The sequence below is a fragment of the Polaromonas sp. 39-63-25 genome (genome assembly GCF_002278925.1).
Taxonomy (GTDB): Bacteria; Pseudomonadota; Gammaproteobacteria; order Burkholderiales; family Burkholderiaceae_C; genus Polaromonas.
The window spans coordinates 296,174-309,036 of record NZ_NCJH01000006.1; the positions used below are offsets into that span (position 1 = coordinate 296,174).

The following is a 12,863-nucleotide window of genomic DNA, read 5'->3' on the forward strand; positions in this document are numbered from 1 at the left end:
CCCATGCAAGCTGTTTTCCCCCGTTTCACCGCGCTTTTCCTGCACGCACGGCCCGCACGTTTTTTGGCCCTCCTGGGCCTGTGTGCCGCACTGTCCAGTGCCCATGCCTGGACCCTGGACGACGTGGCCGCCCTGGCGCAACAACGCGCGCAAACCCCTTACCAGCAACCGCTTGCCGTTGTTCCCGCCGAACTGGCGGCCCTGGATTACGACGGCCTGCGCGACATCCGTTTCAAGGACGACAAGGCCTTGTGGCGCGCCGACCAGTTGCCCTACGAAGCCAAGTTCTTCCATGTGGGCCGGCAGACCGAAGCGGTTCACATTCACGAGTTGTCTGCCCAGGGCAACAAGCTCCTGCGTTACAGCGCCGACGACTTCAGCTACGGCAAGAACCAGCTGAACCCGACGCGCTGGGGCGATATCGGCCATGCCGGATTCCGCCTCCACACCGCACTCAATTCGCCCGCCTACAAGGATGAGTTGATTGCCTTTCTGGGCGCCAGCTACTTCCGCGCCCTCGGTGCCGGCCAGCGTTACGGCCTGTCGGCCCGCGGCCTGGCGGTGGACCCCACAGGCGCCAAGCAGGAAGAGTTTCCGCGCTTCACCGATTTCTGGCTCGAAAAACCGGCCCCCGGCGCGAAGCAGGTCACGGTCTACGCCCTGCTGGATTCGGCGCGCATGACGGGCGCCTACCGCTTTGAGATTCGTCCTGGTGAAGAGACCGTCACCGAAGTACACGCCCGTCTCTTCATGCGCGCAGGCGCCGGCCCGCGGGTCGCCACCCTGGGTGTGGCGCCGCTGACCAGCATGTTTTTCTTCGGTGAAAACCAGCCGCGCGCGGGCGACTTCCGCCCCGAAGTCCATGACTCGGACGGCCTGATGGTTGCCACCGGGGAAGGCGAATGGTTGTGGCGTCCGCTGCAGAACCCGGCTTCCCCACTGGTGACCTCTTTCAGCATGAAAAGCCTCAAGGGCTTCGGCCTTATGCAGCGTGACCGCGCCTTCAGCAACTATGAAGACACCGAAGCCCGTTATGAGCTGCGGCCCAGCGCATGGGTGACCCCGCTGGGCGACTGGGGCGCCGGCCGGGTCGAGCTGCTGCAGTTTGCGACACCTGACGAAACCCATGACAACGTGGCGGCCTACTGGGTGCCGGAAAACATGCCCGCCCCGGGCGAGTCACTGAACCTCGCGTGGCAAATTGGCTGGCAGGGCAAGAACCAGCAACGGCCGCCCAACGGCTGGGTCACCCAGTCGCGCCGTGGCACCGGCTACAGCAAGCTCAGCGCCGAGGCCCTGGGCCAGCAGACACAGTTTGTCATCGACTTTGCGGGGCCGGCCCTGGACGCATTGCCCGAAGGCGCCAAGGTCGAGGCCATCAGCACGGCCAGCAGCAACGCACGCGTCGTCGAAAGCATCGCTTACCGCAACCCGGCCACAGGCACATGGCGCATGAACCTGCGCGTGCAGCGCCTTGCCCCCCCTGCCCACCAGAACGCCCAGCCCATCGAGCTGCGCGCCTTTCTCCAACATGACAACCACACACTGACCGAAACATGGACCAACCTGATCACACCCTGACCCCCCGCAGCCTGCTGCGCGAAGAACGTCATCCGAACTCGGTCACGGCGCCGCCGCTGCACCGTGGCTCGATGGTGCCGCGCCCCTGGCGCGGCTTCTGGAACAGCCTGGGCACGGCGGCACTAGGCCTGGCGCGGTCCAGGCCGGCCCATCCTGCCCCGCTCCCGGCACGCGCCCCCTGGCAACAGGCCGCTGCTCGGCGCCGCGCCGTCTTCGTGCTGCTGACGGTGCTCAGCACCGTGCTGGCCACCAGCCTGTTTGCCGACATGCAGCCCGACTACGACAGCGCCTGGCTGCAGTACGGCCAGCTCGTGCTTTTTGCGCTGCTGTCCGCCTGGGTGGTCACCGGCTTCATGACGGCGATGATGGGTTTTTACGTGACGATACGCGGCGACAAACATGCCCTGTCGGCGAAAAACGTACAGCACCATGCGCTGGACGACGCAACGAGGACGGCGATCATCATGCCGATCTGCAACGAGGATGTGCGCACCGTTTTCGCGGGCCTGCGCGCCACCTGTGAATCCGTCGCTGCGACCGGCCATGTGAAAGCCTTCGACGTGTTTGTGCTGTCCGACACCAGCAACCCAGCCACCCAGAAGGCCGAACGCGCCGCCTGGGAAGAGCTGCGCACCCAGTTGGCCGCCCAGCCCGACCAGCCCCGGATCGAGGTCTACTACCGCCTGCGCAAGCGCCGCACCGACCGCAAGGCCGGCAACGTGGCCGACTTCTGCCGCCGCTGGGGCAAGGACTACCGCTACATGGTGGTACTCGATGCCGACAGCGTGATGAGCGGCGACTGTCTGGTGGCCATGGTCAAGCTGATGGAAGCCAACCCGACAGCCGGCATCATCCAGACAGCCACCCAGGCCATCGGCCATGTCACGCTGCATGCGCGGGCGCAGCAGTTCGCCTCGCGCGTGACGGGCCGCCTCTTCACGCTGGGCATGCAGTTCTGGCAGATGGGCGAGTCGCACTACTGGGGCCACAACGCCATCATCCGGATCGAGCCTTTCATGCAGCACTGCGCGCTGGCGCATATCAAGGGCACGGGCGGCATGTCGGGCAGCATCATGTCGCACGACTTCGTCGAAGCCGCGCTGATGCGCCGCGCCGGGTACCACGTCTGGCTGGTGGCCGACCTGGTGGGCAGCTACGAACAGCAGCCGCCCGACCTGCTGGCCGAACTGCAGCGTGACCGCCGCTGGTGCCAGGGCAACCTGCAGAACTCGCGCCTGATTGCCGAGCCCGGCATTCACCCTGTGCATCGCTCGATGTTCGGCACGGGCGCCATGGCCTACCTCTCGGCTCCGTTGTGGCTGTGTTTCCTGACCCTGGGCACGGCGCTGTGGCTCTCTGGCACACCCATGGTCAGCGACTGGACGCTACTGCCTGGCGAACTGCTGACCTTGTGGGCATGGACCTTGTCCATGCTGTTTTTGCCGCGCCTCCTGGGCATTGCGGCAGTGCTGATCAACCGCCAGCAGCAAGCCTACGGCGGCACCGCCAGCCTGCTGCGCAGTGCGCTGCTGGAAACACTGATCGCCCTGCTGCAGGCACCCATCCGCATGCTGGCGCACTCGCTGTTCGTGCTGGTCGCGTTGACCGGGCTCAAGCTGGAGTGGAAATCGCCGCCGCGTGAAGCAGCGGCGGTGCCGTGGCGCATTGCGCTGCAACAGCTCGCGCCCATGAGCGCAGTGATTGTGCTGCTGGCCGCCGGCATCACGCTGATTGATGCCAGCGCGCTGGTCTGGCTGCTGCCGGTCGGCCTGCCCTTGCTGCTGGCCATCCCGATGACCGTGCTGACCAGCAAGGTCGGCGTCGGAACAGCCATGCGCACCAACAATTACCTGCTGATTCCCGAAGAAACAAAATCACCGGCGGTCTTGCGCCGCGCCTGGATGCATGCCAGCCAGCAGGTGCGGCCACGGCTCAGGGCCATTTAGGCCCGTGCAAACAAACGGGCGCCATACGCTATCTATTTCATAGCTGGTGGCGCCCGTATTTATTGGGCTAAAGGCTGTTTTTATACAGATCCGAGGTACAACTCAGAACTTCGGCATACCCTTCATGCCGCCCATGCGCTTCATCATTTTCATCATGCCGCCGCCCTTCATCTTCTTCATCATGGTCTGCATCTGCTCGAACTCGTTGAGCAGGCGGTTGACCTCCTGAACCTGCACCCCTGAGCCCGCGGCAATGCGGCGCTTGCGCGTGGCCTTGATGAGTTCGGGCTTGCGGCGCTCCAGCGGCGTCATGCTCTGGATGATGCCTTCCTTGCGCTTGATGTCGCGTTCAGCCTTGTCCATGTCCACCTGGCCGGCCTTGGCCGCCATCTGCGCCGGCAGCTTGTCGAGCAGGCTGGACAGGCCGCCCATGCTTTTCATCTGTTGCAGCTGACTCAAAAAGTCGTTGAGGTCAAAACCGCTGCCCGACTTCATCTTGGCGGCAAGTTTTTGTGCCGCAGCCATGTCCACCCCGGCCGTGACCTGCTCGACCAGCGCGACAATATCGCCCATGCCGAGAATGCGGCCCGCGTGGCGCTGGGCATCGAAGACTTCCAGCCCGTCGATTTTTTCGCTGGTGCCCGAGAACTTGATCGGTGCGCCGGTGATCTGCCGAACGCTCAATGCAGCACCGCCGCGCGAGTCGCCGTCGGTCTTGGTCAGGATGATGCCGGTCAGCGGCAGCGCTTCCTTGAAGGCTTTGGCCGTGTTGATCGCGTCCTGGCCCTGCATCGCGTCCACGACAAACAGGGTTTCAACCGGGTTCAGCGCCGCATGCAGAGCCTTGATCTCGGCCATCAGTGCTTCGTCGATGGCCAGGCGGCCGGCGGTGTCGACCAGCAGCACGTCGAAAAAATGCTTGCGCGCGTAATCGAGCGCGGCCAGCGCGATGTCCACCGGCTTCTGGTCAGCTGTGCTTGGAAACCATTCGGCGCCGGCCTGCTTCGTCACGGTCTTGAGCTGTTCGATGGCCGCCGGGCGGTATACGTCGCCCGATACCGTCAGCACCTTCTTCTTGCGTTTTTCGATCAGGTGTTTGGCCAGCTTGGCGGTGGTCGTGGTCTTGCCCGCGCCTTGCAAACCGGCCATCAGGATCACCGCCGGCGGCTGGGCCGCCAGGTTGATGTCGCTGACGCCCTCGCCCATGGTGGTGGCCAGCTCCCGGTTGACGATGCTGACCAGCACCTGCCCCGGCGACAGCGAACTCATCACTTCCTGGCCCAGCGCCTTCTCCTTGACGCGGGCGATGAAGTCGCGCACCACGGGCAGGGCCACGTCGGCTTCGAGCAGCGCCATGCGCACCTCGCGCAACATGTCCTGCACATTGGATTCGGTGATGCGGGCCTGGCCTCGCATTTCCTGGACGAGGCGGGATAGTTTGTCGGTGAGGGCAGAGGCCATGAATAAGCTCCACAGCTGGAGCGAAAAGGAAGTGAAAGAAGGACCAGGCGTCTGGCGCAGAAGCTAAACTGTAGCCATGGTGCGACTCGAAGTCGCCTCATTCGGTTCTTGAAACCGACTATATCAGTGAATGGTTTCCCTCTCAGGAGGCTCCATTCCGCCCCCTAAAAAGGGCTAACTTTGTAGCAGCCAAATGGCTCTAATTTGGCTGCTCCAGCCCGCACTCTCAGGGTGCGGTAATGGTGATTTACGTCCTCAAGGGACGTAACTTCGTTGCCAATTAGAGACAAATTTCCGAGAGGAAAGGCCTTGCTACACCTTGTTGCAAACTAGTTTGTACAAGTAAGTGCTGGTGTGAGAGCGCAACCGCTCTCTGTGTCTTGTTTTCCATCAAAACCACGTCTGGAACGGCGTGACCTCAACTGTACGTGCGTCTGGAGCAATCCGGGGGTGCGGAGCTACGGTTAAACAATCCGTGCGAAAGCACATAAGGCTGATGCGAGTCAGTCCCAATCCCACGACTAGGACGCGGGTGGATTGCTGGGGTAAAGGGCATGGGAAATGTAATGTGAACTCTCGTTCGAACCGTCGTTAACAGTAAGCAGCTTACGCCTTAGTTCTCCCGCAAGGGAGGAGCTGCGGCCAAAAGGCACGAAGTCAGGATGCGCAGGTCATGGACTTCGCATCGTTCCCTAAAACGACTTCCGGCGGATAGAGAGTCCCTAACCCCTTCTGTCTGGCAGCCGCCAGACTGGGCACGGAGGGAAACGAGGTAAGCCCCATTCATCGCCAGTCCGCAAGGAACTGGCAAACCCGCGAGCAATCAAGGGCAATGGTGGAGGGGGTAGAGGATTGAGCAAAAAGCGAATGGCCGTCTGTAATGGGCGGTATAGGGGTTCTACCTCGCAGCGAAAGCTGGCTGACTTGCTCAGGGTGCGACAGCGTAAAGCCGTTGCGACTTTATCAACGACCCAGAGGGTATCTGACCCTCTGGGTCAGTGCCGTCTTCAACGGGTCAAACCAAACTGGAGAATGGTATGGAACACATCGGAAACGATGCTGCGTCTCTGGACGAATCAGGTGGTTGGCATTCCATTGATTGGAAGGCGGTCATGCTGTTCGTAGGGAAGGCGCAGATGCGCATAGCGCAGGCGGAAACGAAGAAGGACTTTCGAAGAGTCGCAAGACTCACAAGGAGCCTGATTCGATCCTGGCAAGCCAAGGCATTGGCGGTCAGGAAAGTAACTGAGAACAAAGGGAAGCGAACGAGTGGCGTCGATTGCGAACTTTGGGACACGCCAACAAAGAAATGGAATGCGATTAGTTGTCTGACCCCCAAAGGGTACCGGGCTCGCCCCCTCAGGCGGGTCTATATCCCGAAGGCCAATGGAAAGGAACGCCCGCTGGGTATACCGACCATGAAGGACAGAGCCATGCAAGCACTTTACTTGCTTGCGCTGGAACCCGCTGTGGAATGTGCGTCTGATCCGAACTCGTATGGGTTCCGGAAAGGACGATCAACACACGACGCGCGCAGCCAGTTGTTTGTATCCCTATCCCAGAAGGCCTCGGCTCAATGGGTGCTGGATGCGGATATCTCTGGGTTCTTTGACAACATCAACCACGAGTGGCTGCTGAACCGGGTTCACATGAACAAGGGGATGCTCGCCAAATGGTTGAAATCAGGAGTAGTGGACAAAGGTCAGCTCCTGCGCACGGATGATGGCACGCCTCAGGGCGGCATCATTTCGCCGACATTAGCGAACATCACCCTCAATGGGCTGGAAACGGGGCTTGCGCAATTCCTTCGGGAAGAGCTGGGCACGGGCAATGCACAGAAGGGGAAGGTGCACTTGGTGCGATATGCAGACGATTTTGTAGTGACAGGTAGCTCGAAAGAGCTGCTTCAAACTGTGATCCAACCGTGGATAGTGAAGTTCCTGCGCGAACGGGGACTGACGCTGTCCGAGGAAAAGACACGCATTGTGCATATTGACCAAGGTTTTGATTTTCTGGGGTGGAACTTCCGAAAATACGGAGGCAAGCTACTCATCAAACCGAGCCAGAAGAACGTGAAAACGTTTTATGGCAAGGTAAAGGAGATCATCGCCACGTCGCTATCGGTTCCAACGGAAACGCTCATACAGCGCTTGAATCCAGTCCTGAAAGGCTGGGCTCAGTATCACAAAGGGACGGTCGCAAAGCAGACCTTCAACGACGTTGACCACCTGATTTACTGGAGGTTAACGCGCTGGGGTTTGCGCAGACATCCCCGCAAATCCGGGAGTTGGGTGTATGCCCATTACTGGAAGCAGTGCGGCTCACGCCGTCGGTTCGCGGGGTTGCAAGATGACTTGGCCGGGAATAACGAACGAATACCGCTCCCGCTGTATTCCTTGGCGGACATGAAAATTGTTCGTCACGTCAAAGTGAAGGGGGATTACAACCCTTTCCACCCGGATTGGGTTGCCTATGGGGAGAAGCTACGGGTGCAAAGGATGGGTGACGCCATCTGGAGCATTCAACGGGCCTCCCTGTGGTTCGACCAAGGTGGTATTTGCGCTCTCTGTGGGCAGGAAATAGACATGGCTGATGAAAACATGCACGACCACCATATCGTGTATCGGCAGCTAGGAGGAAGTGATGCTCTCTCCAATCGGATGCTGTTACATCCGATCTGTCACAGGCGTGTCCACGCCCTAGGTTTGAAGGTTATCAAGCCGGTCTCCAGCACGGGAGACTTTAATCTGGCGAAGTAGTCGAAGGTTATGCAACCTGATGACGCTGTGTAGCCAGTGGTCGTGCGTGAGCCGTGTGCGGTGAAAGTCGCAAGCACGGTTCTTTGGGGGGGATATCATCGCAAGATGGTATCCCTACCCTCCATTTTAACTTTGAGCGCCTGGTGGGGTCTGGCCACGGCCATTGGTGCCGCTCTGGCCTATGCCATCCTGGCGCTGGCCTCTGCGCGTCTGAGCGAAACCACCACGCGTGGCGTGCTCCTGCTGGCCTGGCTGCTGCACGCGCTCGCCCTGGCTGAAGGACTGCTCGGCGACCCGCCACGGTTCGGGTTTGCACCGGCCCTGTCCATGACCGTCTGGCTGGTACTGAGCGTTTACGCGGTGGAAAGCCGGCTGTTTCCGCAGCTCAAGGCACGCTGGACGCTGGCCGGCCTGGGCAGCGCCGCCGTCCTGCTGGCGCTGGTGTTTCCCGGCACCAGCTACCACGTGATTGCCTCGCCCTGGCTGCCTTTGCACTGGGCGCTGGGCATTGCGTCCTACGGCCTGTTTGCCGCCGCCGTGGTGCATGGCTGGCTGATGAACCGCTCCGAGCGCTCCATCCGTTCCGCCACGCAGCCCGACACCGGCGTGCCCCTGCTGACCCTGGAACGGCTGACCTTTCGTTTCGTGCAGGCCGGTTTTGTGCTGCTGACCGCCACGCTGCTGGTGGGCTGGCTGTTTGCCGAAACCCTGTACGGCCCGGGCCTGGCCGGACAATGGAACCACAAGACCATTTTCTCGGTGCTGGCCTGGATCACCTTCGCCGGCCTGCTGATCGGCCGGGCGCGCCTGGGCTGGCGCGGGCGGCAGGCGGTGCGGGTGCTGTATCTGGGCTCAGGCCTGTTGCTGCTCGGCTATGTGGGCTCGCGTTTTGTCCTTGAAGTCATTTTGAAGCGCGTATGAAATACCTGTTGGTGATTGTCCTGGCGCTGGTGGTCCTCTGGCTCTGGCGAAGCAACCGGCGCACCGGACAGCAGGACAGGCCACCCGCGCCGCCGGCCGGCCGCCCCGGCAAGCCGGCCACCGAAGTTGTTGCATGCGCCGTCTGCGACGTGCACCTGCCCCGTTCGGACGCGCTGCCCGGCGGCAACGGGTTTTACTGCAGCGACGCGCACCGTCGCCAAGCCGAGGGTTGATGACCAGGGCGGCTCCGGACTCCGGGAATTCCTGGTTTGGACCGGTAGAGAAATCCGGCGCCTGGGAATCGGACGCCGGCGGCGAGTCCTTCGGCCGGCTGTGGCGGGCATTCATGGCGGCCCGCGTGACACTGGCCACCGTGCTGCTTGCCTTGCAAGCCTCCATTTATGTCCTGGGCCAGCCCGTCAGCAAGCCCATGATCGCACTGTGCGTGACCTATTTTGTTGCGGCGCTCGCAGTCCGTGTCTGGGCCCGTCCGAAACCCCCGGGCAGCACCTTCGATGCCCAATGGCTCTCCACGGTCGGCGTCGACGTACTGGCGTTTTCGGCGCTCAATTTCCTGCAGTCGGGATCGATCAACTACACGGCGCTGTTCGCGCTGCCGGTGCTGCTGGCTTCCGTGCTGGGCCCCATCCTGCTGGCCCTCGGTACCGCCGCCAGCGTGGCGCTGCTGCTGCTGGCCGATGCCTGGTGGGCCTCATTGCAATTGCCGGGCGACGCCACGGCGCGCTTCCTGCAGGCCGGCCTGAGCGGTTCGGGCTTTTTCATCATTGCCCTGCTGGCCAACCAGCTGGCCCTGCGCCTGTCGCGGGAACAAAAGCGGGCCGAACGCAGCCACTCGGCCGCACGCATGCAGACCCAGGTCAATGAACTGGTGATCGACACGCTGGTCGACGGCGTGCTGGTGATCGATACGAACGGCATCGTGCGTGCGGCCAACCCGGCCTCCCTGCGTTTGCTGGCCACCCGGGACGTGGCGCGCGCCGCCCCCTTTGTGCTGGCTGCCGAAGCGGCTTGGCAACCGCTGGCGGCGCTGGCGCAGCTGACGTTCGAGCAGCGCAAGCCACAGCAGGCCGATGTGAGCCTGGAGCATGCATCGCGCCATGCCCGTCGCCTGCAGGCGCGTACCCGGCTGGCCGCCTCGCGCGACGGTTCGCACGAGAGTCTGTGCGTGATGTTCCTGGAAGACCTGCGGGAAATGGAAGCCAGGGTGCGCACCGAAAAAATGGCGGCGATGGGGCGCATGTCGGCCGCGGTGGCCCATGAGATCAGGAACCCGCTGGCGGCCATCACGCAAGCCAATGCCCTGCTGGAGGAAGACCTGCAGGACCCCGGGCAGCGACAGCTCACAGGCATGGTCAGCCAGAACGCACAGCGGCTTGCCAGGATCGTCGAGGAAATCCTCAACATCTCCCGCGTTCAGGAGCAGGCACCCCAGGTGCTCACAAGCGCCCTGCCGCTCGATGACACGGTGCAGCACATCTGCTCGGACTGGACACAGCAAACGGCATCGGGCCAGCGCTTGCGTCTGCGTGCAGGCGCCGGACGCATTGCCGTGCTGTTCGAGGGCGAGCACCTGCGGCGACTGATGGTCAACCTGCTGGACAACGCACTGCGTTATGCCAGCGCCGCAGGCGATGCGATACAGGTCACCACCGAAATCACCGCCGCCGGACAACCCCGACTGTCGGTCTGGAGCGACGGACAACCGCTCGAAAAAACGGTGCAGTCGCATCTGTTCGAGCCGTTTTTCTCCTCGGAGAGCCGCTCCAGCGGACTGGGCCTGTATATCTGCAGGGAGCTCTGCGAACGGCATGGTGCACTCATAGGCTACCAGCGGGCCATCCACAACACGGTGGAAGGCAACGAGTTTTTTGTTATCTTCCGGCCAGCCGTCGCCGCGGAAGCTTCGTCCCAGACGGGTTTTGACACAATGTGGTCTGACATCCAGGGGACACCATGACTCTCCCGACGCAAGCGCACATACTGGTGATTGACGATGAGCCCGACCTGCGCACCCTCTACGAGCTGACCCTGCTGCGCGAAGGCTACCGGGTCGAGGCCGCTGCCGACCTGGCGCAGGCACGCGCCCATCTGCAGCAAAGACGCTTTGATGCCGTGATCACCGACATGCGCCTGCCCGACGGGCTGGGCCTGGAACTGCTGCGGGAGATGGTCACCCAGCAGCGTCCCGAACGCTGCGTGGTCATCACCGCGCATGGGTCCGCCGAAAATGCAGTGGAAGCGCTGAAGGCCGGCGCCTTTGACTACCTGACCAAGCCGGTGGACCTCAAGCAGTTTCGCGGCGTGGTGGCGTCGGCCATCCAGGGCCCGGCGAGCAGCACGGCCGTCCAGGAGCGCAGCAGGTCCGGCAGCGAGGACGGACCAGCCGCATCCAAGGGCGGCCGGCCGGCGGATGCATCACTGACACTGCAGCGCCTGGTCGGCGAATCGGCCGTGATGCAGGCGGTCAAGGCCCGTATCGTCAAGGTCGCCAGCAGCATGGCACCGGTACTGATCCAGGGCGAGTCCGGCACTGGAAAGGAATTAGTAGCGCGGGCCGTGCACGATTGCAGCCATCGCGCGACAGGCCCTTTTGTCGCCGTCAACTGTGGCGCCATCCCGGAAAACCTGCTGGAAGCCGAATTTTTCGGAGCCCGCAAAGGCGCCTACACCGGCTCGGCACAGGACAGGCTCGGTTATTTTCAGTCGGCCAAAGGCGGCACCCTTTTTCTGGACGAGATCGGCGACCTGCCGCTGGCGATGCAGTCCAAGCTGCTGCGTTCCATCCAGGAGCGGGTCGTCCGTCCGCTGGGCTCCACCCAGGAGGACACAGTCGATGTACGCGTGGTCAGCGCCACCCACAAGGATCTGGCCGCTGCAGTGGCCGCCGGCACGTTCCGCCAGGATTTGTACTACCGGCTCAACGTCATTGAAATCAGTGTTCCGCCGCTGCGTGAGCGCCGCGAGGACCTGCCCGCCCTGTGTCGGGACCTGCTCGGAAGGATTTGCCGGGAGTCGGGCTTTCACATGCCGGACCTCTCCGGCCAGGTCCTGGCCACCCTGCAGCAACATCCCTTCCACGGCAACGTCAGGGAACTCGAGAACCTGTTGCACCGGGCCATGGCTCTCGGCGAAGGTGGCGACCTGCACCTCGAGTCGCCGCCGGCCGAATATGTCGCCGTGCCGGAAAACCTGCAGGACTTTCTTGACGGGCAGGAGCGCAGCATCCTGTCCAAGGTCCTGCAGGAAACCGGCTTCAACCGAACGGCCGCAGCTGCCAAGCTGGGCATCAGCCTGCGCCAGATCCGTTACCGGATTGCCCGCCTGAACATCGTGACGCCCCAGGGCGATGAAGCGGCCGATGAACCCTCGTGAGGCGACGCCTGCACTCTGGCAGCAAGGCTGGTACCGCTACGCCAGGGCGCAGGCCTCGCCGAACTTCGGTCCGCGGCCTGCGTCGGCTTGCATCGACCTGATCGTCATCCACTCCATCAGCCTGCCGCCGGGCGAATTTGGCAATGGCCAGGTGCAACGCCTGTTCACCAACCAGCTGGACTGGGACGCCCATCCCTATTTTCAGTCGATACGCGGTTTGCAGGTGTCTTCCCATTTTTTCATCACCCGATCCGGCGAACTCTGGCAATTTGTCAGCTGTGATGCGCGCGCCTGGCATGCGGGCGAGTCCGGCTACCGCGGAAAAAGCAACTGCAATGACGACTCGATTGGCATCGAGCTTGAAGGCCTGGAAGGCGGGCTGTTCGAACCCGCCCAGTACGAAACCCTGGCCAGCGTCTGCGCGGCGCTGCTGCGCCACTACCCGATCGCGTACCTGGCTGGCCATGAGCACATTGCACTCGGCCGCAAGCAGGACCCGGGACCCGGCTTCGAGTGGTCACGGCTGCAGGATTCGCTGGGCTTGCCGGCTAAGTGTTTTCCCGCAAGCCCCTGATGGCCCTGGCGGTGCCAGCCTGGTCGCCGACGGTGAACATCCGCGACCATCGGAATCACTGATCGCCTTGCAAGCCGCATGAACACGTGATCGGCACACATCCGGCCGATGGATGCCCAGCTTCGGGGCGTCCATGAGGACCCAGGCTTGTGCATTTTTTCCCGCAAAAAAAAGCCACAAAAAGTAAGCGGGCTGTGACGAAGCGATTCAAGGTCGATACACTACCTG

At 62.5% G+C, this 12,863-nt stretch carries 9 protein-coding genes; 8 read left to right on the top strand and 1 reads right to left on the bottom strand.

The features are described 5' to 3' along the window. Nucleotides 1-3 precede the first annotated feature (3 nt). Together B7X65_RS07935 and mdoH are read left to right on the top strand one after the other, a co-directional pair. The gene (locus tag B7X65_RS07935) at nt 4-1,581 is read left to right on the top strand and encodes a glucan biosynthesis protein G (RefSeq protein ID WP_293593747.1); all 1,578 of its coding nucleotides are present in this window, start codon (nt 4-6) and stop codon (nt 1,579-1,581) included. Next, nucleotides 1,557-3,527 carry a glucans biosynthesis glucosyltransferase MdoH gene (gene mdoH, locus B7X65_RS07940; protein ID WP_293593748.1) on the top strand — a complete coding sequence of 657 codons (1,971 nt, stop codon included), beginning with the start codon at nt 1,557-1,559 and terminating at the stop codon, nt 3,525-3,527. Before B7X65_RS07935 ends, mdoH begins: the two co-directional genes overlap by 25 nt. A gap of 102 nt (nt 3,528-3,629) precedes the next feature. Here the strand turns inward: mdoH and ffh are convergent, their stop codons facing one another. Further along, nucleotides 3,630-4,988 carry a signal recognition particle protein gene (ffh, locus tag B7X65_RS07945; RefSeq protein ID WP_293593749.1) on the bottom strand — a complete coding sequence of 453 codons (1,359 nt, stop codon included), beginning with the start codon at nt 4,986-4,988 and terminating at the stop codon, nt 3,630-3,632. A 1,037-nt stretch (nt 4,989-6,025) separates the two neighbouring features. On the opposite strand from ffh, the gene ltrA reads away from it, so the two are divergent. The 6 genes from ltrA to ampD all read left to right on the top strand — a co-directional run bounded on the left by ltrA (nt 6,026) and on the right by ampD (nt 12,635). Next, entirely contained in the window at nt 6,026-7,747 is a 1,722-nt protein-coding gene (gene ltrA / locus B7X65_RS07950) for a group II intron reverse transcriptase/maturase (RefSeq protein ID WP_293593750.1), read from the top strand. A 105-nt stretch (nt 7,748-7,852) separates the two neighbouring features. Next, on the top strand, nt 7,853-8,668 hold the full coding sequence (ccsA, locus tag B7X65_RS07955) for a cytochrome c biogenesis protein CcsA (RefSeq protein WP_293593751.1): 816 nt from the start codon (nt 7,853-7,855) through the stop codon (nt 8,666-8,668). Then, a complete protein-coding gene (locus B7X65_RS07960; protein WP_293593752.1) occupies nt 8,665-8,901 on the top strand; it encodes a PP0621 family protein in 237 nt (78 codons plus the stop codon). Before ccsA ends, B7X65_RS07960 begins: the two co-directional genes overlap by 4 nt. Beyond that, nucleotides 8,901-10,646: an ATP-binding protein gene (locus B7X65_RS07965; RefSeq protein ID WP_293593753.1), complete on the top strand. Its 1,746-nt coding sequence runs from the start codon at nt 8,901-8,903 to the stop codon at nt 10,644-10,646. The genes B7X65_RS07960 and B7X65_RS07965 overlap by 1 nt, the downstream gene beginning before the upstream one ends. After that, nucleotides 10,643-12,061 carry a sigma-54 dependent transcriptional regulator gene (locus B7X65_RS07970; protein ID WP_293593754.1) on the top strand — a complete coding sequence of 473 codons (1,419 nt, stop codon included), beginning with the start codon at nt 10,643-10,645 and terminating at the stop codon, nt 12,059-12,061. Before B7X65_RS07965 ends, B7X65_RS07970 begins: the two co-directional genes overlap by 4 nt. Then, the gene (gene ampD / locus B7X65_RS07975; protein ID WP_293593755.1) at nt 12,048-12,635 is read left to right on the top strand and encodes a 1,6-anhydro-N-acetylmuramyl-L-alanine amidase AmpD; all 588 of its coding nucleotides are present in this window, start codon (nt 12,048-12,050) and stop codon (nt 12,633-12,635) included. Before B7X65_RS07970 ends, ampD begins: the two co-directional genes overlap by 14 nt. Nucleotides 12,636-12,863: the final 228 nt, after the last annotated feature.

Excerpts from the sequence above, each read along its gene's own strand:
- B7X65_RS07935 (WP_293593747.1), top strand. The coding sequence starts at position 4 with ATGCAAGCTGTTTTCCCCCGTTTCACCGCGCTTTTCCTGCACGCACGG.
- mdoH (WP_293593748.1), top strand. The coding sequence starts at position 1,557 with ATGGACCAACCTGATCACACCCTGACCCCCCGCAGCCTGCTGCGCGAA.
- ffh (WP_293593749.1), bottom strand. The coding sequence starts at position 4,988 with ATGGCCTCTGCCCTCACCGACAAACTATCCCGCCTCGTCCAGGAAATG.
- ltrA (WP_293593750.1), top strand. The coding sequence starts at position 6,026 with ATGGAACACATCGGAAACGATGCTGCGTCTCTGGACGAATCAGGTGGT.
- ccsA (WP_293593751.1), top strand. The coding sequence starts at position 7,853 with ATGGTATCCCTACCCTCCATTTTAACTTTGAGCGCCTGGTGGGGTCTG.
- B7X65_RS07960 (WP_293593752.1), top strand. The coding sequence starts at position 8,665 with ATGAAATACCTGTTGGTGATTGTCCTGGCGCTGGTGGTCCTCTGGCTC.
- B7X65_RS07965 (WP_293593753.1), top strand. The coding sequence starts at position 8,901 with ATGACCAGGGCGGCTCCGGACTCCGGGAATTCCTGGTTTGGACCGGTA.
- B7X65_RS07970 (WP_293593754.1), top strand. The coding sequence starts at position 10,643 with ATGACTCTCCCGACGCAAGCGCACATACTGGTGATTGACGATGAGCCC.
- ampD (WP_293593755.1), top strand. The coding sequence starts at position 12,048 with ATGAACCCTCGTGAGGCGACGCCTGCACTCTGGCAGCAAGGCTGGTAC.